This window comes from Citricoccus parietis, assembly GCF_042433045.1.
GTDB lineage: Bacteria > Actinomycetota > Actinomycetes > Actinomycetales > Micrococcaceae > Citricoccus > Citricoccus parietis.
Genome location: NZ_JBHLWH010000009.1, coordinates 149,464 through 172,037 on the forward strand (window position 1 = coordinate 149,464; position 22,574 = coordinate 172,037).

General features: G+C 69.8%; 25 protein-coding genes and 1 tRNA gene. 14 read left to right on the forward strand and 12 right to left on the reverse strand.

Annotated elements, in window-relative coordinates; genetic code table 11:
• Positions 1-214: 214 nt before the first annotated feature.
• The 6 genes from ACFFIO_RS03080 to ACFFIO_RS03105 form a co-directional block, all read right to left on the reverse strand.
• Positions 215-1,411 (reverse strand): GNAT family N-acetyltransferase, encoded by a 1,197-nt coding sequence (locus tag ACFFIO_RS03080; RefSeq protein WP_378040134.1) that lies wholly within the window; start codon positions 1,409-1,411, stop codon positions 215-217.
• A 139-nt stretch (positions 1,412-1,550) separates the two neighbouring features.
• Positions 1,551-2,267 carry a 50S ribosomal protein L1 gene (rplA, locus tag ACFFIO_RS03085; RefSeq protein WP_378040135.1) on the reverse strand — a complete coding sequence of 239 codons (717 nt, stop codon included), beginning with the start codon at positions 2,265-2,267 and terminating at the stop codon, positions 1,551-1,553.
• Positions 2,268-2,362: 95 nt separating this feature from the next.
• Positions 2,363-2,794, reverse strand: coding sequence for a 50S ribosomal protein L11 (rplK, locus tag ACFFIO_RS03090; RefSeq protein ID WP_378040136.1), 432 nt, complete (start codon positions 2,792-2,794; stop codon positions 2,363-2,365).
• Between the two features lie 152 nt (positions 2,795-2,946).
• Positions 2,947-3,807, reverse strand: a complete 861-nt coding sequence (gene nusG, locus ACFFIO_RS03095) for a transcription termination/antitermination protein NusG (protein ID WP_378040165.1) — start codon at positions 3,805-3,807, stop codon at positions 2,947-2,949.
• 273 nt (positions 3,808-4,080) lie between these two features.
• Positions 4,081-4,341: a preprotein translocase subunit SecE gene (secE, locus tag ACFFIO_RS03100; protein ID WP_378040137.1), complete on the reverse strand. Its 261-nt coding sequence runs from the start codon at positions 4,339-4,341 to the stop codon at positions 4,081-4,083.
• 75 nt (positions 4,342-4,416) lie between these two features.
• Positions 4,417-4,489 (reverse strand) — tRNA-Trp (locus ACFFIO_RS03105).
• Between the two features lie 191 nt (positions 4,490-4,680).
• Here ACFFIO_RS03105 and ACFFIO_RS03110 point away from each other — a divergent pair.
• The 5 genes from ACFFIO_RS03110 (at position 4,681) to ACFFIO_RS03130 (ending at position 8,790) form a co-directional block, all read left to right on the forward strand.
• Positions 4,681-5,904, forward strand: a complete 1,224-nt coding sequence (locus ACFFIO_RS03110; RefSeq protein WP_378040138.1) for a pyridoxal phosphate-dependent aminotransferase — start codon at positions 4,681-4,683, stop codon at positions 5,902-5,904.
• Between the two features lie 99 nt (positions 5,905-6,003).
• Positions 6,004-6,462: a TOBE domain-containing protein gene (locus ACFFIO_RS03115; protein ID WP_378040139.1), complete on the forward strand. Its 459-nt coding sequence runs from the start codon at positions 6,004-6,006 to the stop codon at positions 6,460-6,462.
• Positions 6,462-7,295, forward strand: coding sequence for a molybdate ABC transporter substrate-binding protein (gene modA / locus ACFFIO_RS03120; protein WP_378040140.1), 834 nt, complete (start codon positions 6,462-6,464; stop codon positions 7,293-7,295). The genes ACFFIO_RS03115 and modA overlap by 1 nt, the downstream gene beginning before the upstream one ends.
• 74 nt (positions 7,296-7,369) lie before the next feature.
• Positions 7,370-8,176: an ABC transporter permease gene (locus ACFFIO_RS03125; RefSeq protein WP_378040141.1), complete on the forward strand. Its 807-nt coding sequence runs from the start codon at positions 7,370-7,372 to the stop codon at positions 8,174-8,176.
• A complete protein-coding gene (locus ACFFIO_RS03130) occupies positions 8,173-8,790 on the forward strand; it encodes an ATP-binding cassette domain-containing protein (RefSeq protein WP_378040142.1) in 618 nt (205 codons plus the stop codon). Before ACFFIO_RS03125 ends, ACFFIO_RS03130 begins: the two co-directional genes overlap by 4 nt.
• Here ACFFIO_RS03130 and ACFFIO_RS03135 read toward each other — a convergent pair.
• Together ACFFIO_RS03135 and ACFFIO_RS03140 are read right to left on the reverse strand one after the other, a co-directional pair.
• Positions 8,787-9,434 (reverse strand): response regulator, encoded by a 648-nt coding sequence (locus tag ACFFIO_RS03135; protein ID WP_115931925.1) that lies wholly within the window; start codon positions 9,432-9,434, stop codon positions 8,787-8,789. The genes ACFFIO_RS03130 and ACFFIO_RS03135 overlap by 4 nt on opposite strands.
• Complete coding sequence (locus tag ACFFIO_RS03140; RefSeq protein WP_378040143.1) at positions 9,431-10,699, reverse strand: ATP-binding protein; 1,269 nt, start codon at positions 10,697-10,699, stop codon at positions 9,431-9,433. Before ACFFIO_RS03140 ends, ACFFIO_RS03135 begins: the two co-directional genes overlap by 4 nt.
• A gap of 124 nt (positions 10,700-10,823) precedes the next feature.
• Between ACFFIO_RS03140 and ACFFIO_RS03145 the strand changes: the two genes are divergently transcribed.
• The 7 genes from ACFFIO_RS03145 to ACFFIO_RS03175 all read left to right on the forward strand — a co-directional run bounded on the left by ACFFIO_RS03145 (position 10,824) and on the right by ACFFIO_RS03175 (position 17,544).
• Positions 10,824-12,257: a PspC domain-containing protein gene (locus ACFFIO_RS03145; protein WP_378040144.1), complete on the forward strand. Its 1,434-nt coding sequence runs from the start codon at positions 10,824-10,826 to the stop codon at positions 12,255-12,257.
• A gap of 35 nt (positions 12,258-12,292) precedes the next feature.
• Positions 12,293-12,637, forward strand: coding sequence for a hypothetical protein (locus tag ACFFIO_RS03150; protein WP_378040145.1), 345 nt, complete (start codon positions 12,293-12,295; stop codon positions 12,635-12,637).
• A gap of 39 nt (positions 12,638-12,676) precedes the next feature.
• Positions 12,677-12,931 (forward strand): PspC domain-containing protein, encoded by a 255-nt coding sequence (locus ACFFIO_RS03155; protein WP_378040146.1) that lies wholly within the window; start codon positions 12,677-12,679, stop codon positions 12,929-12,931.
• Positions 12,932-12,983: 52 nt separating this feature from the next.
• The gene (locus ACFFIO_RS03160; protein WP_378040147.1) at positions 12,984-14,015 is read left to right on the forward strand and encodes a 6-phosphofructokinase; all 1,032 of its coding nucleotides are present in this window, start codon (positions 12,984-12,986) and stop codon (positions 14,013-14,015) included.
• A gap of 55 nt (positions 14,016-14,070) precedes the next feature.
• The gene (locus tag ACFFIO_RS03165; protein ID WP_378040148.1) at positions 14,071-14,841 is read left to right on the forward strand and encodes a GNAT family N-acetyltransferase; all 771 of its coding nucleotides are present in this window, start codon (positions 14,071-14,073) and stop codon (positions 14,839-14,841) included.
• 76 nt (positions 14,842-14,917) lie between these two features.
• The gene (locus ACFFIO_RS03170; RefSeq protein ID WP_378040149.1) at positions 14,918-15,316 is read left to right on the forward strand and encodes a VOC family protein; all 399 of its coding nucleotides are present in this window, start codon (positions 14,918-14,920) and stop codon (positions 15,314-15,316) included.
• A 206-nt stretch (positions 15,317-15,522) separates the two neighbouring features.
• Positions 15,523-17,544: an HNH endonuclease gene (locus ACFFIO_RS03175; protein WP_378040150.1), complete on the forward strand. Its 2,022-nt coding sequence runs from the start codon at positions 15,523-15,525 to the stop codon at positions 17,542-17,544.
• Positions 17,545-17,644: 100 nt separating this feature from the next.
• Here ACFFIO_RS03175 and ygfZ read toward each other — a convergent pair whose 3' ends face one another.
• From ygfZ to ACFFIO_RS03195, 4 genes are all read right to left on the reverse strand, one after another.
• Positions 17,645-18,811 carry a CAF17-like 4Fe-4S cluster assembly/insertion protein YgfZ gene (gene ygfZ, locus ACFFIO_RS03180; RefSeq protein ID WP_378040151.1) on the reverse strand — a complete coding sequence of 389 codons (1,167 nt, stop codon included), beginning with the start codon at positions 18,809-18,811 and terminating at the stop codon, positions 17,645-17,647.
• Positions 18,812-18,825: 14 nt separating this feature from the next.
• Complete coding sequence (locus ACFFIO_RS03185) at positions 18,826-19,476, reverse strand: nitrobindin family protein (RefSeq protein ID WP_378040152.1); 651 nt, start codon at positions 19,474-19,476, stop codon at positions 18,826-18,828.
• A 161-nt stretch (positions 19,477-19,637) separates the two neighbouring features.
• Positions 19,638-19,985: a hypothetical protein gene (locus ACFFIO_RS03190; protein WP_378040153.1), complete on the reverse strand. Its 348-nt coding sequence runs from the start codon at positions 19,983-19,985 to the stop codon at positions 19,638-19,640.
• 18 nt (positions 19,986-20,003) lie between these two features.
• Complete coding sequence (locus ACFFIO_RS03195) at positions 20,004-20,798, reverse strand: hypothetical protein (protein WP_378040154.1); 795 nt, start codon at positions 20,796-20,798, stop codon at positions 20,004-20,006.
• A gap of 60 nt (positions 20,799-20,858) precedes the next feature.
• On the opposite strand from ACFFIO_RS03195, the gene ACFFIO_RS03200 reads away from it, so the two are divergent.
• A complete protein-coding gene (locus ACFFIO_RS03200; protein WP_378040155.1) occupies positions 20,859-21,542 on the forward strand; it encodes a winged helix-turn-helix transcriptional regulator in 684 nt (227 codons plus the stop codon).
• Positions 21,543-21,567: 25 nt separating this feature from the next.
• Positions 21,568-22,554 (forward strand): mycothiol synthase, encoded by a 987-nt coding sequence (gene mshD, locus ACFFIO_RS03205; RefSeq protein WP_378040156.1) that lies wholly within the window; start codon positions 21,568-21,570, stop codon positions 22,552-22,554.
• Positions 22,555-22,574 lie beyond the last annotated feature (20 nt).

The following is a 22,574-nucleotide window of genomic DNA, read 5'->3' on the forward strand; positions in this document are numbered from 1 at the left end:
GCCTGCCTTGTTCTGCCTGAGTTTGCGTTGGTCTGCGTTCTGCCCAGGTCTGCATAGTGCCTAGGCCTGCGTTCTGCCCAGGTCTGCGTCGAGTCGGGATATGGCACCGCGCCCGTGACGCGGCTCACGGTCCATCGTCACCCACGTCCACCGAAGCCGGGAGGTTGATTCCCATTGAATAGGAACTGCGGGAGCTTCTATGCGGGAGCTTCTATCAGGCCTTCTTCTGCCAGGCGGGATGGGTGGCCACCGGCACGAATCCCAGCTCCTGGTTGGCGCGCAGGATTGCCCCGTTCTCGGCGGCGTTCCAGGTGTAGAGGCGTTCGGTCTCAGACCTCAGCCGCAGCAGTTGCGAGACGTTGACGGCCTTGAGCAGCACCGCCAGTCCCCGGCCCCGGTGCTCCGGGTGGACCAGGGTGTTGCCCTGGTAGGCCGCCTGGGGCAGGTCGGCGAAGGTCTCGATGTCCGAGTGCCCGACGAGCTGCCCGGTCGACCGGTCGCGGGCCGCCGTCGTGATGAGGGTCAGTCCCATCTCCCGGCGGGCCCGCTCCTCGGCTCGCAGCCGGGGCACATCCCAGTGCTCTGCCACCCGCTCCAGGGCCCCGGCGGGCGCCTCGGCCGCCATCCGGCCGAGCAGCCCGGCCATCGATCCGGCATCCTCCTCCGGGCAGGCCCCCTCCCAGCCGACCAGGTCATAGCCGTGCTCCTCGGCGGCTCCGGAGCCGGATTCGGCCACCAGGGCGGCACCGGCTGCCTCCCGTAGGTCCAGCACGGACGCCCACTCCACCTGGGCCAGCTCGTAGCCGTGGGCGGCGGCGAACGCCGCATCCGGCGCCTGCCAGCGGACCCGGTCCCGGCCGGCGTCGGGCACCGATTCCGCAGGTGTCCGGACCACCGGGGTCAGTCCGGTCTCCAGCGAGGTGCCTGCGACGAACACCGGGCCGGATCCGACGGCGGCCGGGTCCAGCAGGGCGTTGTCCGTCCAGGACTGCAGCACGGTGCGTCCCCGCCGCACCGCTTCGGCCTCAGCCTCGCGCAGCAGGGCGGACCCCACCCCACGACGCCGGAAGTCGGGGTGCACGGCCACGTGCACCTCGGCGGCGGTGGGCTGGGCATCCGCCGAGGCTCCCGGCTCCCAGGGCAGGCTCAGGGCGGCGTAGCCGATGATGCGGTCCGGACGGTCCCCGGTCAGGGGCTCCCGGGCGACGGCGTAGGAGGTGCGTACGTCATCCCGGGACGTGGCGCCGGCCAACTGGTTCTCCGGGGAGACGTAGAAGTCGTTGTTGCCCCAGAACAGGGACGTCACCAGGTTGGCGAGTTGCGTGACCTGCAGGAAGTCCGCCGTGGGGGGCGGCATCGGCAACCGCGTCTGGTCCAGGGCGTCGGGAAGGTCCAGCCATTCGATCCTCATGGTGTTCATGATGCCGCACCGGGCTGTGTGACCGTGTGCATCAACGCACCAGGGCCGGAACCGCGATCTCTCGCTGGTTCCGGCCCTGATGATGAAGCTGGTGGTGAAACTGACTTGAAGCCAGTGCTTCGACCTGAGATCAGGCCTGAGCTGACGCCTCGGTCTCGATCTTGACCACGTTCGGGTCCACCCGGATGCCGGGGCCGAAGGTCGTCGAGATGGTGGCCTTGGAGATGTACCGGCCCTTGGACGCGGACGGCTTCAGGCGCAGCACCTCCTCCAGGGCAGCGGCGTAGTTCTCGGTCAGCTTGTCAGCATCGAAGCTGGTCTTGCCGATGATGAAGTGCAGGTTCGAGTGCTTGTCGACGCGGAAGTCGATCTTGCCGCCCTTGATGTCGGTCACGGCCTTGGCCACGTCCGGGGTAACCGTGCCGGTCTTCGGGTTCGGCATCAGGTTGCGCGGGCCGAGGACCTTGCCGAGACGGCCGACCTTGCCCATCATGTCCGGGGACGCCACGGCGGCGTCGAAGTCGGTCCAGCCGCCCTGGACCTTGGCGATCAGGTCGTCCGAGCCCACCCAGTCGGCGCCGGCGGCCTCGGCCGCTGCGGCCTTGTCACCGGTGGCGAAGACGACCACGCGGGCGGTCTTGCCGGTGCCGTGCGGCAGGTTGACGGTGCCGCGCACCATCTGATCGGCCTTACGGGGATCGACGCTCAGGCGGAACGCGACCTCCACGGTGGCGTCCGACTTGGACGGGTTGGTGTCCTTGGCCAGGGCGATGGCCTCGACGGGACCGTAGATGTCCTCGCCGATCTTCTCCTGAGCCGCCTTGTATGCTTTGCTGCGCTGTGCCATCTGCTTGTTCTCCTTATGCAGTCGTGGTCTGCGGGTCGCGCGCGACCCTGCCACTGGAATGTGCTGTGTTGCCGTGCTGAAAAGAGGTGTCTCCGTCAGCCTTCGACGGTGATGCCCATGGAGCGGGCGGTGCCGGCGATGATCTTGGCTGCAGCCTGGACATCGTTGGCGTTGAGGTCTTCCATCTTGGTCTGGGCGATCTCCTCGCACTGGGCCTGGGTCAGCTTGCCGACCTTGTCCGTGTGCGGGGTGGAGGAGCCCTTGGCGACCTTGGCAGCCTTCTTGATGAGCTCGGCGGCCGGCGGGGTCTTGGTGATGAAGGTGAACGAACGGTCTTCGTACACGGTGATCTCGACGGGGACGACGTTGCCACGCTGGGATTCCGTCGCAGCGTTGTACGCCTTGCAGAACTCCATGATGTTCACGCCGTGCTGACCGAGCGCAGGGCCGATCGGAGGGGCCGGGTTGGCGGCTCCTGCCTGGATCTGCAGCTTGATCAGGCCTGCGACCTTCTTCTTGGGGGCCATAATCGGGTCCTTCTTCTGTAACTTCTTGCGTGTTCCCCGAAGCACAGGAGCGTGTTCCGGAGCTGGTGGCCACCGTGGCGCGGTGACCGGTCCGCCACCGTCCGGCCAAAGCAGCCGAAGCAACCGGAGGGGGCGAAGTCTGGTGGTGCCTACTACCGGATCTTCGTGACCTGGTTGAAGGACAGGGTGACCGGAGTCTCTCGCTCGAAGATGGTCACGAGGACCACGAGCTGCTGGGACTCGACCTTGACCTCGGAGATCGTGGCCGGCAACGTCTCGAACGGACCGTCGTTGACGGTGACGGACTCGCCGACCTCGAAGTCGACCTCGATGGCCGGGGCGGACGTCTCGGCGCCCGCCGGGGCGGGCCGGCCCTCGGCCTGGGCGGCCTTGGTGGCCTCCTGCATGACCGAGGGGGCCAGCATGGAGTGGATCTCGTCGAGGGAGAGCGGGAACGGGTCATGGGCGTTGCCCACGAATCCGGTGACGCCCGGGGTGTGGCGGACCACGCCCCAGGAGGCGTCCGTCAGGTCCATGCGGACGAGCACGTAACCGGGGATGCGCACCCGGTTGACGAGCTTGCGCGTGGTGTTGCGGATCTCCACGACCTCTTCCATGGGGACTTCGATCTCATAGACGTAATCCTCCATCTCCTGGGTCTGGACTCGCGTCTCCAGGTTGGTCTTCACGCGCTTCTCGTAGCCCGCGTAGGTGTGGATGACGTACCAGTCGCCGGGCTGGCGGCGCAGGCGGGTGCGGAGCTCCTCGGAGGGGTCGACCTCCGGCTCGGCCGCGGCGGCCGGCTCAGCCTCGACCGGCTCCACGTCCAGGGAATCCTCGCCCACCAGGTCGGCGTCGGGCCGATCGGCGGACTCAGCGCCGCTCTGGGCCAGGTCTTCCTCCTGCAGGGTCATCTGACCCTGGTCCTCAGCGGATTCCTCAGAGGCGACCTCGCGGGTCTCAGCCTGGGGATCGACCTCCGGCTCGGCGGCCTCGTCGTAGCTCTCGTCGATGCCGTCGGCCTCGATCGCCGGGTCCACGGCGACCTGCGGGTCGACGTCGGCCTCCGGCTCCCCGGAATCGGCCGGCACGACGGGGTCACCGGCGACGGCGGCGTCCTCAGCAGTCTTGGGGTCCTGAGACGGCTGGGACTGCTCCTCTTCGAGGGCGTCAGCCTCAGCGAGGGCGTCGGCCTGCGGTTCGAGTTCCTGCTCGGACACTGGTTCCTGCTTTCTTCACGCGTTCAACGTACTTCCGGCAGGGCATGCGTCCACCGGCGGGAAGCGTCAGACGCTGCCGTCGCCGAAGACGAAGGAGGCGCCCATGCCGAACAAGAAGTCCAACAAGGTCACCAGCAAGATCATGAAGATCACGAAGGCGAGCACGACGCCCGTGAGCTTCACCAGCTCCTCACGGGTGGGGGTGACGACCTTCTTGAGCTCGTCCACCACCTGCCGCAGGAACAGGGCGATTCTGCCGAAGAAACCGCGCTTCCGTGGCGTGCCGGGGTTCTGGTCCCCGGTGCTGTTCGCAACTGCCTCGGTCACGTGGCCTCACTTGCTAGGTCGACACTGAAACTGTCCTGCCGGGGGCTTCTCGGATCACCGAAAGACCACCCTGCGCAGGGTAGACAGGACTCGAACCTGCAACCTGCGGTTTTGGAGACCGCTGCGCTACCAATTGCGCCACTACCCTAGGGGCCGGAAGTGGTTTCCCACGGCACGGCCCAGCCTGGTGCTTTTCAACACCGGGGATCAACTTTACGCCATCGGGGGCAGTGAGTCGAACCGGCCGCTTCTCCGGGGCGCGCACACAGCCACAGCTGTGCCGGGTACCACTAGGCTGGATCGCGACGACCCCCGGAAACCACCCGCCGGAAGGACCCCATGTCTAGCTCGCTGTCCACCTCGCAGCCCACCCCGCCCCGCAGCCGCGTCTCCGAGCGCATCGGCTCGATCGCCGAATCCGCCACCCTCGCCGTCGACGCCAAGGCCAAGGCCCTCAAGGCCGCCGGGCGACCGGTGATCGGCTTCGGCGCCGGTGAACCCGACTTCCCCACCCCGGGGTACATCGTCGAGGCCGCCGTGAACGCCGCCCAGGACCCCAAGAACCACCGCTACTCCCCCGCCGGCGGCCTGCCCGAGCTGAAGCAGGCCATCGCGGAGAAGACGCTGCGTGACTCCGGATTCGAGATCGAGCCCCAGCAGGTCCTGGTGACCAACGGCGGCAAGCAGGCCGTCTACAACACCTTCGCGACCCTGCTGGATCCGGGCGACGAGGTCATCGTCCCCACCCCGTTCTGGACCACCTACCCCGAGTCCATCCGCCTGGCCGGCGGCGTGCCGGTGGAGGTGTTCGCCGGCCCGGAGACCGGCTACAAGGTCACGGTGGACCAGCTCGAGGCCGCGGTCACCGAGCGGACCAAGGTGCTGTTGTTCAACTCCCCCTCCAACCCCACCGGGGCCGTGTACGACCCGGAGGAGACCGCCGCGATCGGACAGTGGGCCGTATCCCGCGGCCTCTGGGTGGTCACGGACGAGATCTACGAACACCTCACCTATGACAACGTCCCCTTCACCTCGATCGCCGCCGCCGTGCCGGAGATGGCCGAGCAGGTCATCATCCTCAACGGCGTGGCCAAGACCTACGCCATGACCGGCTGGCGCGTGGGGTGGATGGCCGGTCCGGTGGACATCATCAAGGCGGCCACCAACCTGCAGTCGCATGCCACCTCGAACGTCGCGAACGTCTCCCAGCGCGCGGCCCTCGCCGCCGTCGCCGGCCCGCTGGACGCCGTCGAGGAGATGAAGACGGCCTTCAACCGCCGCCGCAAGGCCATCGTGGAGGGCCTCAACGCGGTGCCCGGATTCTCCTGCCCGACGCCGGCCGGGGCCTTCTACGCGTACGTGGACGTCCGCGGTGCGCTGGGCGATGGACACCAGCACCAGACATCGGCGGAGCTGGCCGGCTACATCCTGGACGAGGCCGAGGTCGCCGTCGTGCCCGGCGAGGCCTTCGGCCCCTCGGGCTTCCTGCGCCTGTCCTACGCCCTGGGCGACGACGACCTCGCCGAGGGCATCGGCCGGATCCAGCAGCTCCTCGCCCGTTAGTCTCGCCTGGCAGCCCTCCCCCCAATCGGCTGGTGGACTGTGCAAGTGCGGATCAATCCGAGGTTCTGATCCGCAGTTGCGTCGCCTAGGGTGTCCTGTATGACGCTTCTGCGGATCTCTGAGGCCGCCCGCTTCCTCGGCGTGAGTGACGACTCCGTCCGCCGGTGGGTCGCCTCCGGCCGGCTCAGCGCCCACACGGACGGGACCGGCCGGGCCGCCGTCGACGGTGTCGAGGTGGCCCGGCTGGTCAAGGACGGCAACAGCACCCTCAACGGCGCCGATGACGACGGCGTCCCCTCCTCAGCACGGAACCGCTTCCACGGGCTGGTGACGGACGTGGTCATGGACACCGTCATGGCCCAGGTGGAGCTGCAGTGCGGCCCCTTCCGGGTGGTCTCCCTCATGAGCGCGGAGGCGGCCCGGGAACTCGGCCTCGAGCCGGGGATGCCCGCCACGGCCATCGTGAAGGCGACCACCGTCATCGTGGAACGGATGGAACGCACGGAACGAACCGAACGAACGGAACGAGCAGAACGCACCGAACGGGCGGACGGCTGATGCGGGGCCGTACCGGACGCAACCGCGGCCTTGCCCTGGGACTCATCGTGGGATCCGCGATCGTGGGATCCGGGGTGGTCCTGGCCGGCTGCAGCGCAAGTGGCTCCGCGGAATCCGGCACCACCCTCACCGTCTTCGCGGCAGCGTCCCTCGGCGACTCCTTCGAGGAACTGGCGGCAGGCTTCGAGCAGGAGAACCCGGGAGTCGAGGTCGAATACAACGTCGCCGGCTCGTCCTCCCTCGCGGAGCAGATCCTGGCCGGTGCCCCCGCCGACGTCTTCGCCTCGGCCGACGAACCGAACATGCACACGGTCGTGGCGGCCGGCGAGAACTCCGGGGAGCCGGAACCGTTCGCCACCAACGTCCTGACGCTCGTCACCCCGGCCGACATCCCGGCCGACACCTCGGCCGATATCCCCGACATCACCTCCCTCGAGGACGCGGCGGCCGAGGGCGTGAAGCTCGTGGTCTGCGCCCCCCAAGTCCCCTGCGGCCGCGCCGCCCTCGACGTGGCCGAGGACGCCGGCGTGGAGCTCTCCCCCGTCAGCGAGGAGGCCAGCGTCACCGACGTGCTCGGCAAGGTCACCTCCGGCGAGGCCGACGCCGGCCTGGTCTATGTCACGGACGCTCTCGGTGCCGGTGCTCGTGAGTCCGTGAACGCCATCGAGCTCGAGAACGCCCACTCCGCCGTGAACACCTACCCCATCACCGTGCTGGCCGCTGCCGCGGAGAACGGCCCGAAGCACCCTGAACTGGCCCAGCGCTTCGTCGACTATGTGCTCTCCGAGGACGGCCAGTCGGTGCTCGAGGCCGACGGGTTCGGCGCTCCGTGACGGCTCGTCCGGGGCGCGCGGCAGGATTGACACCGAACCGAGAGGTGCGGGTCTGGGAGGCACGGAACCGAGAGGTGCGGGTCCGCCCGCCGGCCGGGCTGGCCGTCGTCGGGATCCTGGGCGGGGCCGTGCTCCTGGTGCCGTTCGTCGCCCTGGTGGCCGGCGTGGACCTCACCCGGCTGCCCGAACTGCTCACCTCACCCTCCGCCCTGGACGCCCTCGGGCTGTCCCTGCGGACCGCGCTGACGGCCACCGCGATCTGCCTGGTGATCGGCACCCCGCTGGCCCTCGTTCTCACCCGGCTGGACTTCCCGGGCCGCAGCTTCGCCCGGTCCCTGGTGCTGCTGCCGCTGGTGGTCCCGCCGGTGGTCGGCGGGATCGCGCTGACCGAGGCGTTCGGGCGGCGCGGGCTGATCGGCGAGCATCTGCAACTGCTCGGGATCGACATCGCATTCACGTCAGCGGCCGTGGTCATGGCGCAGGTCTTCGTGTCCCTGCCGTTCCTGGTGGTGGCGCTCGAAGGTGCCCTGCTGACACGCGGTGAGGCCCATGAGCGCACCGCGCTGTCCCTGGGAGCCTCCCCGCTGCGCACGTTCCTCACCGTGACGCTGCCGCTCCTGGTGCCCGGGCTCGTCGCCGGACTGGTGCTGACCTTCGCCCGCGCCCTGGGCGAGTTCGGTGCGACGATCACCTTCGCCGGCTCCCTGCAGGGCACCACGCGCACCCTGCCGCTGCAGGTCTACCTCGAGCGCGAGACCGATCCGGAGGCCGCCGTCGCCCTCTCCCTCGTGCTCGTGGTGGTGGCCCTCGTGGTCATCACCGTGGCCTATGGGCGCAGGGATAGACGCCGAGCCGGCCGGCGGACGGGGGCACAGTCATGACAGGCCTGGACTGCCGCGTGGTCGTCCCCGAACGCGGGGTGGACCTCGCCTTCACCGTGGACGAGGGCCAGACCCTGGCCCTGACCGGGCCCAACGGATCCGGCAAGTCCACGGTGCTGTCCGCCCTCGCCGGCTGGCTGCGCCCGGAGACCGGGCACGCCCGGCTCGGGGACATGACCCTTTTCGACGAGCACAACTGGATCCCGGCACGACGCCGGAATGTCGGCTACCTGACGCAGGACCCCCTGCTCTTCCCCCACCTCACGGCCGAGGCGAACGTCGCCTTCGGGCTGGCCCGCGCCGGCGTCGTGGGCCGGAGGGACCGACGCGAAGCGGCCCGGGACTGGCTCGAGCGGGTGGGCGTGGGGCAGCTGGCCTCACGCCGGCCCGGGGAGATGTCCGGCGGCCAGGCGCAACGCACGGCGATCGCCCGGGTGCTGGCCTCGGGGCCGGAGCTGGTGCTGTTGGACGAGCCGCTGTCCGCCCTGGACGCCCAGGTGGTCCCGCAGATCCGCGAGCTGCTGGCCGAGGTCCTGACCGGGCGCACCACGGTGCTCGTCACGCACCACGAGGCGGACGTGGTGGCGCTGGCGGACACGGAGTTCCGGATCTAAAGCAGCCCCCGCTCCCCCGCCCAGCGCGTGAGCTCGTGGCGGTTGGAGAGCTGGAGCTTGCGCAGCACGTTGGACACATGGGTCTCGATGGTGCGCACGGAGATGAACAGGTCCTTCGCGGCCTCGCGGTAGGTGTAGCCACGGGCGATCAGCCGCATGACCTCGAGTTCGCGGGCCGAGAGCAGGTCGAGCTCCTCGTCCCGCACGGCCACGTCCGCGGTGCCGAAGGCGTCCAGGACGAAGCCGGCCAGCCGGGGCGAGAACACGGCGTCGCCGCCGGCCACCCGCTGCACGGCCGCGGACACCTCCGCCCCGGAGATGGTCTTGGTGACGTAGCCGCGGGCGCCGGCGCGGATGACGGAGACCACGTCCTCGGCGGCGTCGGACACGGAGATCGCCAGGAACCTGACCTCGGGGGCCAGGTCCTGGCAGGACGCCGCGACCTCGGCCCCGCCGCCGCCCTTGCCGCCGGGCAGGTGCACGTCCAGCAGCACCACCTCCGGCTCGAGCTCGTGGATGATCCGGATGGCCGAGTCGACGTCACCGGCCTCCCCCACCACCGCGATGTCCGCCGGATCCAGGTCGGCCTTCAGGCCGGTGCGGAAGATGGCGTGGTCGTCGACGATGACAACGCGTGTGGTCATGGTGTTGCCCCTTCTGTGGCCTCTTCTGTGCCACGGCCAGTGGCGTGCTCGGGCACCGGCAGGTGCAGGCGGACCTCCGTGCCGCCCTCGCCGGTGGAGATGGTGGCCGTCCCGCCGGCGCGCTCCATGCGGCCGACCACGGATTCGCGGATGCCGAGACGGTCCTGCGGGATGGCGTCCAGGTCGAAGCCGTCGCCTCGGTCCTTGACGAAGATCTCGACGGCGGCCGGGCCGGCTTCGGCGTAGACGCGCGCCGGCCCCGCGTGGCGCACCGCGTTGAGCATGGCCTCTCGGGAGGCCTGCAGCAGCGGGTCGAGCCAGGGCCCGGTGGCCACGCCGACCGTGACGACCTCGATCGGCTGGCCGTGGTCGTCCTCGATGGCGGCCGCCAGGTCCTGGAGCCGGTCCGTCAGGCTGCCGTCGGGGCGGGTCGGGTCGGCGTAGAGGTACTGGCGCAGGTCTCGCTCCTGGGCGCGGGCCAGCCGGGCGACCATGGCCGAGTCGTCCGCGTTCTTCTGGATCAGCGCCAAGGTCTGGAGCACGGAGTCGTGCAGGTGCGCGGCGATCTCCGCGCGTTCGGTCTGGACGGCGAGCGCGGACGACTTCGCGGCGGCGTCCCGCCACAGCTTGATCACCCACGGTGCGGCCACGAGCACGACGCCGGCCAGGATGACGATGGCGACGACGAGACCCAGCCACATGTCCTGGGCACCGACGAGCCCGGCGGCGAGCGCCAGGATACCGGCCATGACCAGCAGCAGGCCGAGCACGAGGGAGGTGATGCGGTGGGTCCTCCCGGCCCGGTCCGTGGCATCGCCCCGGAGGGAGTCGAGCTGCAGCCAGGCCAGCGCCACCCCGAGGAGCACGACGGCGACCGGCCCGATCAGGCCCCAGTTCAGCCGGATCCCGGTCATCTGCAGACCGAGGGCCGCGGCCAGCACGAGGAGCACGATGCCGACGATGACCTGCCAGCCGCGGCCGGCCGAACTGCCGAGCCGGTCGCCCAGCCGGTCGCCGAAGGCCCACGTCCGGGTCTGCTCGGCGGCGCCACGCACGGGTTCGGCGGCCCCGACGACGGCCTCCTGCTCATCCGGGACGAAGATCCACAACCAGGCGTAGAACACCACGCCGACCCCGCTGAGCAGCGCCAGGGCCACGACCCCGACCCGCACCCAGGCCACGGGCAGACCGAGATGGCGGGCCAGGCCGGCGCAGACGCCGGCGATGGCCCGGTGCTCCCGGGGGCGGGTGAGGACAGTGGTCATGCCTCCATCCTGCCTCAGTCGGCGGCGTCCGGGTGGCGCTACGGACGTAGATCCGGGGGTTCTCCGGGTCCGATCAGGGGCTCCCCGGATACCGCCCGGGACCCGCAGGCGGAACGATGGAGACATGAACGAGAACCCCGCCCCCGGCAGCACCAGCGGCTTCTACACCTGGATCGACTCGCTGCACACCGTGCGCTCCCCCCACCGCTGGATGGGTGGCGTCGTCGCCGGCCTGGCCGACCGTATCGGCATGGACCGCACCCTGGGCCGCGCCCTGTTCGTGGTCCTAACCCTGCTCACCTCCGGACTGACGGTGCTGTTCTTCGGGCTCGCCTGGATGTTCCTGCCCGAGCCGGACGGCCGCGTCCACTCCCAGGAGGCCGGTCAGGGACGGTGGACCGCCGGCATGACCGGCGCGCTCGTCTTCACCGTGCTCGGCATCGGCAACCTCTTCAACTGGCCCGGCTTCCTCGGCGGGAGCGACGGCTTCTGGAGCTTCGGCAGCGTGATCGGCCTGGGCATCATCGGCTTCTTCGTCTGGCTGGTCCTGTCCCAGAACGGCGAGCGCGGCCGCCCCCGGGAGCTTCCGTCCGGCACCGACCCGGCCGCCGGCCCGGAACCCTCCCAACCCGGAGACCTGACCGGTGCACACCCCGAAAGCCAGCCCAGCGCCCAGGCCACCCAGCCCCTCTACGTGGCACCCACGGATACCGGTTGGTATTCGACCCCCGCCGCCGGCACTGGCAGCACTGCCGACACTGCCCACCGTTCCCCGGAAGGACCCGAACCCATGAGCGCCACCGCCTCATACCCCTACCAGCCCGACTACCGACGCGCCGACCCTGCTCACACGGCTTCGACAGTGCCGCCCACTCCCCCGGCCGACCGCACCCCGCCGTCGCTGTCCGGCGCGACCCAGCTGGTCGTCGTCGGGCTGGCGGTGCTGGCCGGTGCCGCGGTCTCGCTGCTGCGCTATCTCGACGTCTTCACGGCCGCCTGGCCCGTCATCTGGGCCGCCAGCCTGGCCACGGCGCTGGCTGTCATGGCGATCGGCGTCATCGCGGGGGCCATCGCCGGCCGCGGCGGTGGCGGACTGACCGTCACCACCGCGATCCTCGCGATCCCCGTGGTGGGCGCGACCGCCGGCGCCTACGTCCAGGACGGCCCCTGGGGCACGAACTGGACGGACACCGGCAATTGGGACGGCGGCGTGGTCACCGGCAGCGTCACCGAGGGATACGAGCTGAGCTTCGGCGAGGGCACCATCGACCTGCGGCAGCTCACGGGATCCAGCGCCGCCGAGGCCACCCCGGTGGACGTGAACCTGAGCTTCTCCACGGCCGACCTCGTGGTCCCGAACGACGTGGACGTCTTCCTGGACGCGGACAGTTCCTTCGGCAGCGTCAACTCCCCCTCCGTCGGGACCGACGACGCCGGCCGCCTCCAGGTGGTGGACGCCCCCGGTGACGAGCAGATCGTGGTGGAGGCGGACGTCTCCTTCTCCACCCTGAACGTCCGCGCCGAGGCCCCGACCACCACCAGCACCACCCAGAACTGACGTCGATTAGCCAAGACTGCCCAGGAGTGAATGACATGAGCACCCATCCCCACGACTTCTCCCACGACCCCACCCACGACGAGGACCAGGCCCTCGAGGACGAGATCACGCGGGGCACTGTCCACGACCGGGACTACGCCGCCCATCGCATGGACAGCGACACCCGACCGGCCGACGTCGGGCCGGAGAAATCCGCCCTCCGCACCGGAACCCTGGTCTGGGGCGTGATTGCCCTGCTGCTGGCCCTGTGGTCACTGTCCGTGACCGTGCTTGACTGGGACCTCGACCCGGTTCTGGTGATGATCGGCCTGGCCGTGGTCGGCGGCGTGGCCCTGGTGGCCGGTGGCATCGCCGGCGCGGCCCGCAGCAAGTCGTCCTAGTCCACCCCAATCACATACCAAAACGCATCGAGGAGCACCATGGACACCTTCTACCGTTCCCTGAGGAACATCCCCTTCCGCCGCGGCCCGAAGCGGTGGGTCGGCGGCGTTGCCGGCGGACTCTCGGCAAAATTCGGCTGGGACCCTACGCTGGTCAGGATTGTCGTTCTGCTCAGCTTCATCCTGCCGTTCATCGGCGTTGCCACGTACCTGGTGGCCTGGGTGCTGCTGCCGTGGCAGGACAACACGATTCCGTTGGAGCGCGTGTTCCCCGGAACGCAGCGTCCGCTCTAGCCCGCCCTCGTCCCCTCCAGAGCCTCCAGTGTCCCCTCCAGAAAGGCACCACATGCGCGTCGGCCTCCTCACCAGCGGCGGGGACTGCCCCGGTCTCAACGCCGTCATCCGCTCGGCGGTCCTGCACGGGATCAAGTCCTACGACTACGAACTGGTCGGCATCCGGGACGGGTGGCGGGGGCTGATCGAGGGCGACGTCGAAGACCTTCCGCGCCAGAGGGTCCGGGGGCTGGCCCGGACGGGAGGCACCATCCTCGGCACCTCACGCACCCACCCGTACGACCACCCGGGCGGCGGGCCGGAGAACATCAAGGCGCGGATGGCAGAGCTGGGCCTGGACGCGGTGGTCGCCATCGGCGGCGAGGGCACGCTGGCCGGCGCGAAGCGGTTGTCCGACGACGGCGTGCCCCTGGTCGGCGTGCCGAAGACCATCGACAACGACCTCAAGGCCACGGACTACACCTTCGGTTTCGACACCGCGGTCTCCATCGCCACCGATGCCATGGACCGGTTGCGCACCACGGGCGAGTCCCACCACCGCTGCATGGTCGCCGAGGTCATGGGCCGCCACGTCGGCTGGATCGCCCTGCACTCGGGCATGTCCGCCGGCGCGCACGCGATCCTCATCCCGGAGCAGCGCACCTCCATGGAGCAGGTGTGCGAGTGGGTGAAGCAGGTGCACGACCGTGGACGGTCACCGCTCGTGGTGGTGGCCGAGGGCTTCATCCCCGAGGGCCACGACGACCCCCTGTCCGAGGCCGGCGCGGACGCCTCGGGGCGCGCGCGGCTGGGCGGGATCGGCGAGTGGGTCACGCAGCAGATCGAGGAGACGTCCGGCATCGAGACCCGCAGCACCGTCCTGGGCCACATCCAGCGCGGCGGGGCGCCCACCGGATTCGACCGCGTCCTGGCCACCCGCTTCGGGATGGGTGCCATCGACCTGGTGGCGCAGGGCCGGTTCGGCCAGATGGTCGCCCTCAACGGCACCGAGATCGTCCAGGTGTCCCTGGGCGCAGCGCTGGACGGCCTCAAGGAGGTCCCCCAGCACCGCTACGACGAGGCCAAGGTGCTGTTCGGCCGGTAGCCGGCGGGCCGGCGTCGGGCCCGGCGGGGTGGCGTGGAGGGGTAGCGTGGAGTGCATGCCCGTCAACGCCCACACCCGCCAGATCATCGAGTTGGCCTGGTCCCGGATCCTGGGGCTGGACGACGGCGCCTTCACTGCTGCTTCATCCTCTTCTTCCTCTTCATCCTCTGGTGGGCGCCGGATCGAGGTGCCGACCGATGCCGACTCGCAGCAGGGCGAGGACGACCAGATCGCCACGTTCGTCCGGCTGTACGGGTCCTCCGTGCTGTACGGGCCGGCCTGGCTGCTGGAGGCCGCCCGCGGCCTGCACGACGAGGAGCTAGCCCTGGAGTCCACCATGATCCGGTTGGGTTCCGGTCACTCCGCCCGCTCCCTCGGCGAGTGGGTGCTCTACTACGCCGAGGACATCCCGGACATCGCCCGCTCCTCCTCCGTCTCGGTGTCCTACGAGGCTTCCGATGCCCGGGAACTCGAGGCCCAGTGCCCCGCGGACGACGTCACCGAGGTGGGCCTGTCCGGCCTGGACTCCACCTTCACCCTCATTCCCGACGACGGCACGGGCACCCCGACCGGCCAGCCGGTCGCGGGCGCGGGGTATGAGGAATGGCAGGGCCTCATCGGCCACCTGGGCGTGTTGGTCCGGCCCGATGTCCGCCTCAGGGGCCTCGGTGCCTACGCGGGGGCGATCGCCATGGAGGAGGCCTTCACCGAGGGGCTCATCCCCCAGTGGCGGGCCGCCTTGGGGAACGCCGGCGCGCAGCGGGTGGCGGCGTCGCTGGGATTCGAACTCGCAGGCTCGCAGACGACGGTGCTGTTCAACCAGTAGGGGCTCGCGGGACCGTCGGTGCTGGCCAGCGGGTCGACGCTATTCACTCAGCTGAAGCCCGACCTACCCTGTTGGCATGTCCCTGAGGTGGTATTCGACAGTGGTGGAATCAACGGATCACCGAGCCCGGGCGCGGTGGTGGGCGACGGCGCTCGACTGGGAGATCGCCTATGAATCCGATCTCGAGTCCGTGGTGATCCCCCGCTGGTCGGCCGAACTCTCGGACTCGTTGCCGTTCCACCGCGTTCCGCCCGGCATGGTCTCCGTCCCGGTGGAGCATCAGAAGTCCGGCAAGAACCGCCTGCACTGGGATTTCGCGCCCCATACCTCGGACGACCGGGACGCGGAGATCCACCGTCTGGAGGCGCTGGGGGCCACCCTCATCGACGTCGGCGAACCGGAGGACGCCACCTGGACTGTCCTCGCCGATCCGGACGGCAATGAATTCTGCGTGCTGTCCGCTCGGGACGAGTAGCCGACCGGCGGGACCACGCCCTCCACAGCGAGCGGGAAGCAGGGAAGCAGGGAAGCAGCAGGGAAGCAACTTATCCCCAGCCGGGACCACTTCTCTTTACCGTGTCCGTCATCACCCGTAGAGTAGTACACATGTTCGACTCGGCAGGGCGCACATCAGTCCCAGGGGACACCTCCGGGCGCGCCGATGCCAGCCAGACCGTCGAGATGCCGACGGTTCCCACACTGGAGGACGCCCGGTCGCTCATCGCCCTTCGTGTGTCCCTCGCTGGCATGATTCCCGCCGCCACGATATCGGCCAGCCTCGACGTCGGCAGCCCTGGCTCCTTCGACCATGATTCCGACACCACCACGCCCGATGCAGCACACACTCCCAAGCCTCGCTTCGGTCCGAGCGATGAGGATCTGGCTGCCGTGGCACGCGAGGCCGAGGCCATCACCCGGATCCGCGCATTGGAGGACCTCAAGGCCGCCTGTGCTGCAGCCCAGGCCCGCGAGACGGCGGCCCTCCACCAGCACCGGCACCGCGAGGAGGCGGCTCGCGGCATACCGGCGTCCCAGCGTGGGCGCGGACTGGGTGCTGAGGTCGCACTGGCCCGCCGCGTGAGCCAACAGCGCGGCAGCATCCAACTGCGCCAGGCCCTCCACTTCACCGGGGATCTGACGAACACCCTCTCCGCCTTGCAATGCGGCCAGATCAGCGAGGAACATGCCGCGACGGTGGAACGGCACACCCATTGGCTTCCCGAGCAGGCCCGCCGGAGCGTCGATTCCACGCTGGCAGACCGACTCCCCGTGCTGGGAATCCACGATCTCAAGCTGGAGACCCAAGCGGTGGCACATCGCGCAGATCCCGAGGCGGCAGCGGAGCAATACGACCAAGCCGTGGCCACCCGGCATGTGAACCTCAAGCCCGCTGAAAACGGAATGGCCTACCTGACGGCCCTCCTGCCCGCCCTGGAAGCCGCTGCCTGCTTTCAGGCCCTGACCGACCAGGCAGGGTCGGCGGTGGCCTTCGGAGAAGCCGCGGGGCGCAGCCCCCAGCAGGTCCTCACTGACATCATGGTCGAACGCCTCACCGGCCGCAGCTCGGACGAAGCCTCACCGGTGGAAGTCCAGCTCATCATGACGGACGCCGCCCTGTTCGCCGGTGACGACGAACCTGCGTGGATCCCCGGTCACGGGCCCCTGCCGGCCGCCGTCGCCCGGAAACTACTCGCCGTCAGCGCCACTCAAGGCGGGCCTTCAAGCGGTGCTTCAGGCGAGACTTCGGGCGAGACTTCGGGCGAGACTTCGGAGGGAACTTCGGAGGGAACTTCGGGCGAGACTTCTCATGGAGCTGCAGACGGGTCGACCCTTAGCACGCGCGACGTCGATCTCGCCGCTCGACCATCCGCCGCCGGACCATCCGCGCCCCCCGAGGCCGCCGATGCCATTGAGATTCCCGAGACCGACGAGATCGCCGAGGCCAGGGTGTTCCTGCGCCGGCTCTACACGTCACCCGAGACCGGACAGCTGGTGGCAATGGACTCGCAGCTCCGTGAGTTCTCCGGCAAGCTACGCCGCATGATCGTTCTGCGGGACAATATCTGCCGCACGCCGTACTGCGGGGCACCCATCCGTCACATCGACCATGCCACGCCTCATCGTCAGGGCGGCCCCACCAGTTACGGCAATGGTTCCGGCCTCTGCGCTCGCTGCAACTACACCAAGGAACACCCTGGATGGTCGCATCGAGCATCCCCGAACGAACTCGAGATCACGACCCCAACGGGACACCGCTATTCCAGTCGGTCCCGGCCGCTCTCCGCACCACCCGACGCATCCGCGCCTGGTTCGTCCGTACCACCCATCGCGTCCACACCTGGTTCGTCCACACCACCCATCGCGTCCACACCGCCCAACGCATCCGCCACTGCCATCCCCGCGAGCCCCGCCCCGGCACCTCGCGCCGTCATTGACGTCGATGACATTGGCGTTGGCGTTCGCGATGACGCTGGCATTGTCGAACGTCGGCGCGGAACAAGGGATCCGGCCTGTGCCACAGATTCCCCCGTAACGGTGAGGCTGCCGGCATCCACGCCGCTCCTCGCAGGGGGCCGACACAGGGATCTCGAAGGCCTCAGAACCGGTGACTGCCCCAGAACCAAAGAGCACATCAGAACCGTTGACCTTATGGGGCCGCGGATCCGGCCCGGAACGCGGGTGGAGTACGCGAGGGCTGCCTAGGCGGACCGACTAGGCCGAGGCCGGCTGCGACTGGCCCGACTGAGGCAGGATCGACTAGGCCGAGGCCGGCTGGAGCTGGACCAACTGGGGTAGGACCTGCTCAGCGAGCACCCTTGCGGATGAACCCGGACTGGCGTCCGACGACCTGGCCTGCCTGCGGAGAGACCACGGTCTCCTGGGTGGCCGCGGTGAAGGACCAGCCGTCCTCGGCGTTGCCGTCGCGGAGCAGGAGCTCGGCCGTGGGGTCGGTGTTGCGCTTGAGGATGGCCAAGGCGATCGGGCCCATCTCATGGTGCTGGGCCACCGAGGTGACGGTGCCGACCGATCGAGCGGTGGCGGCCTCCGCCTCGGATTCGGGACGCACGATGACGTCAGAACCTGGAGCGGGCAAGGTGTGGCCGGAGCCGTCGAGTTGCAGGAACGTCAGCCGACGGGGAGGACGTCCCAGGTTGTGGACGCGGGCAATCGTCTCCTGGCCCTTGTAGCACCCCTTCTCGAGGTGCACGGCGGTGCGGACCAGATCGATCTCGTGCGGGATCGTGCGCTCATCGGTGTCCATCCCGTGCCGCGGCCGCAGGGCGGCGATGCGCAACGCCTCGGAGGCCATCGTCCCGGCGAGGGTCCACCCCTCGGGCAGGGCGGAGCCCCCGCTCGACGTTGTACGACTCGATGGTTCAGCCAGCTCCTCCAGCAACGACACCGGCACCAGGTACTCGTTCCAGGACCAGTCCGCGGCGGGGTGCTGGGCAGGATCCGGGTCATCGGTGTAGGGGAAGCCGCCCTCGCCGATGCGGGGCCACGGGTCTTCCCAGCGGGCGATGTCCTCCCGCTCGTCCCACCCGGGGATCGCTGCGGTGGATCCCACCACGGCGATCTCGCCGATGCGATCCGCGATCTCCACGCGGGAGGCGAACTTCATCTTCTGCAGCCAGTCGGCCAGGCCTGCGTTCTCCCCGGGCTCGACGGTGAGCCACGTGGTCTCACCGTCGTCCACCAGGTGGCAGTCGAACTCGATGCGGCCCTGGACGTCCAGGAAGAGGGTCTCCGTGGAGGTCCCCGGTGCCAGTCGGTCGAGCTTCTGGCTGGTCAGCACGTGCAACCAGGTCAGACGGTCCGGACCGGAGACGGTCACGACGCCACGGTGGGAGAGATCGACCACGGCGGTGCCGGCATCCAGAGCCCGCTGCTCTGCGGTGGGCTGGCCGTAATGGGCGGCTACGGAAGCGTCGGGGCCGTTGCCGGCCACTGCTCCAGGAACAGACAACATGCGGGGCCTCAATCTCAGTTCGAGGTGCGGGGGCTGCCGGGGGCCAGGCGCCCCTGGGTGGGATCGGGCATCCGGTCCAGGATGGCCGAGGCGTGCGGCTCTTCACCGGCACCAGCGTGGTGGGTGGCGTCCCAGCGCCAGAACAACTGGCCGTTGACCAGGCCCATGATCCGGGAGCCACCCTCATAGGGGCCGGCCGCCGAACCGCGCAGCACGGAGTCGGTCTTCAGCTGCAGCTGGGGGCCCTTGATGACGCCGTAGTAGAGCTCGGTCAGGGAACCGGGGTGGGAGATCTGCGCGGTGATCGGGAAGGACCCGTCCTCACGGCGGAAGGCCTCCACGTCATCGGCGGACCGGAGGACCGGCACCACGTCCCCGGGACTCATCCCGGGACCGACGTCGCCGTCGCGGCGGTCTCGGTCCAGCGACCAGAAGCCGTTCTCCACGGTCAGGAGCCGGAGCAGGGTGCCGTCCGCCTCGCTCAGCCAGGACTCGGCACGGTATTCGATGAACGGCAGGCGATGGTCGGTGAAGTCGACCCGCTGGTAGAAGATCTCGGTACCCTCCTCGCCGGAACCGAGACGGCCCTGCCCCTCCCACGCGCCGATGAGCCAGGACAGCGGAGCGAGCTCCGGGGTCAGGTCAAAAGGCAGTTCAGTGGGCACGAATGCTCAGCGCTGGCCCTTGTACAGGCCGGAGACCACGAGCACGGCGAACGCGGCCATGGCCAGTCCGGCGATGACGAGAAGAACGGTGAAGAAGACCTCGAGTGCAAGAAGGGACATGCCCCGATCCTACTCCAGACCGGTCGCCCCCGCGTGCGGGATTACTCGAGGCGCGTGCCGTCCGCGTCCCGGCCGGCCACATGGCGTCCGTGCTGGACCTGTTCGAGCCAGAAGGTGACGAACTCGTCCGAGGGGTACGTGTCCAGGTCCCGCTGGATCGCCTGCAGGATCTGATCCCCGTCCTGCTGGTTTACGGCATCGATCCGCAGGACCTCCTCCTCGTCGCTGCGCCGGCGCACCACCACGGAGACCCCGACGACGTCCGCCCCGGAGCCTCCCAGGACCTGGGTCAGCACGCCGCCCACGAAGCGGAAGACCCGCTCGAACGCGTCGTCACCGCCCTCTTCCAACGCCACCGTGTAGTTCGCGGCGGCCATTTCCTCAGACATGTTTACTCCTCCCGCCGGTCAGACCGGCATGATCCTGAACACAAAATAGGTCAGCAGTCCCACGACCGCCACGGGTGCCACCCCCAGGGCCACCGCGGCACGGCGCCCCAGCGGCCTGCCCAGCCCGCGGTCCGGGGCGGTGCGTCCGGTCAGGACGAGCACCAGCCCGCCCAACAGCCCGGCCACCACGGCAGCCGGCAGGGGCAGCGCGCCCCAGGAGGCCGGCCACAGCGGCTCCAGAACCACGGGGACGACGCCGGCCAGGACCAGGGAGAGCCCAGCGGCCAGACCGCGGCCGCTCCGGCCGGGGAACGGCACCAACCCTGCCAGGGCCGCGAGCGCCAGCGAGAGGCCGACGGAGACGGCGAGCGGGCCGGCATCGAACCGGGCGAGGGCGACCCACCCGGCGCCGGCGCAGATCACCGCCACGCCGGTGATGGTGCCGGCCGTGGACTCCAGCCGCTGGGGGCTGCCGGAGCCCCGGAAGAGCTGGACCATGAACGCCGCCACCACGCCCAGCGCCACGCAGACGGCAATGGGTTCGATCAATGACGCGCCGAAGGCGGTGGGGCCCTCTCCGGGACCCTGGCCGGGCCACAGCGACACGGCACCGACGGCCGCCAACCCGGACACGCCGAGGACAGCCGTGAGGGATTTCCGTGCCGGTGCCCCGAGCAGCTGGGGCCAGCCCAGGGCGGCCACGATGACCAGGACCGCGGCGATGGCGACCGAGAACCAGGGTCCGCCGAGGCAGGCGGCCCCCACGAGCACGGCGGTGATCGCGGCCGCGGCGGCCAACAATGGATGCTTCACGCGTCCATCCTGCCATTGTCCAAGTCCGTATAATCGTCCTGACCCGGAGAGGAGTCCACCTTGGCCCTGTTGCTGTTGCTCTCCGGAGCGTCCGCCGAACCCGAATCGATTCTCGAGGCTCTCGCCTTCCTGGACCACCGCACCGTCGCCGGCCCACCGCGGGCCGAGGCGTTGCTGCGCCACCCCGAGGCCGACGTCGTCCTGGTGGACGCCCGCCGAGACCTGACCGGCGCCCGCAACCTGTGCCGGGCCCTCTCGACCGCCTCCCCCTCGCTGCCGCTGCTCCCGGTGTTGACCGAGGGCGGCCTGGCGGGCTTCTCCCCCGCGTGGGGGGCCCGCGACTTCCTGCTGGACACGGCGGGCCCGGCCGAGGTGACGGCCCGGCTGCGGCTGGCCACCCTCCCCGCACCCGGGGACGCCCCGGGCTCGGACCAGCCGATCCGCGCCTCCGGGATCTTCGTGGATGCCACCACGTACACGGCCCAGGTCAACGGCGTGCCGATGAACCTCACCTTCAAGGAGTTCGAGCTGCTCAAGCACCTCGTGCAACACCCTGGCCGGGTCTTCACGCGCGAACAGCTGCTCCACGAGGTGTGGGGCTACGACTACTTCGGCGGCACGCGCACGGTGGACGTCCATGTGCGCCGGCTGCGCGCCAAGCTGGGCCCGGACCAGGAGCAGCTGATCGGCACCGTGCGTAACGTGGGATACCGCTTCGTTCCGCGCGACGGCCCGGGAGAATAACCCGCGCAACGACTAGGGTGGCCCCATGGACCACCCGCACGAATCCCCGTCCCTGTCCACCAGTGCCGGCCGCCTGGATTCCGGGCTGCTGCGCGACCTGACGGCCCTGGCCGAGGCGGCCGAGTCCGCCGACGGCAATCCCCCGTTCTCCGACCAGACCTGGGTCGAGCTGCGCACCACGGACGACCCGGACCTGGTCCGGACCGTCACCGCGTGGCTGGACCACCAGGACGGCCGTGACGGCGAACTGGCGGGCGCCGCCGTCGCCATCTCCGCGGGGCCTGGTGCCGGGCCGGGAACCCTCGAACTGGTGGTGCACCCCAGCTGCCGTTCCCAGGGAGTGGCGACCGCACTGGCCCGGGAACTGGATGCCGGCTTGACCGAGAAGTACAACGCCTGGGCGCACGGCAACCATGCTGCCGCGGCCCGCCTGGCCGAGCAGTTCGGCTACACGCCGGTCCGCGAGCTGCTGCGGTTGCGCCTCACCCACCAGGTGTCCCAGGACGACGTGGAGAACGGTTCCCACCGCACCAGCGTGTGGGACGGCACCGCACCCGAGGGCATCACCCTGCGGTCCTTCGTGCCCGGCGCGGACGACGCCTCGTTCCTGGAGACGAATGCCGCGGCCTTCGCCGACCACCCCGAGCAGGGCTCGCTGGACCAGACCGACCTGGACGCCCGGAAGGCCGAACCGTGGTTCGATCCAGCCGGGTTCATCCTGGCCGAGGACGCCGACGGAGTACTGCTGGGCTTCCACTGGACGAAGATCCACCCCGGCGCCGAGGGGCATCCGCCGCTCGGCGAGGTCTACGTGGTCGGGGTCAGCCCTCAGGCGCAGGGCCGCGGCCTGGGCCGGGTGCTGACGGTGGCGGGCATCCGCTACCTGCAGCAGCAGGGCGTGGAGGCGGTGATGCTCTATGTGGACGCGGACAACACCGCGGCCGTGGAGCTCTACCGCAAGCTCGGTTTCGTCCGCTGGGACACCGATGTGATGTACACCCCGCGCGGGTAGTTGAAGCCTTGGCCGGTCTT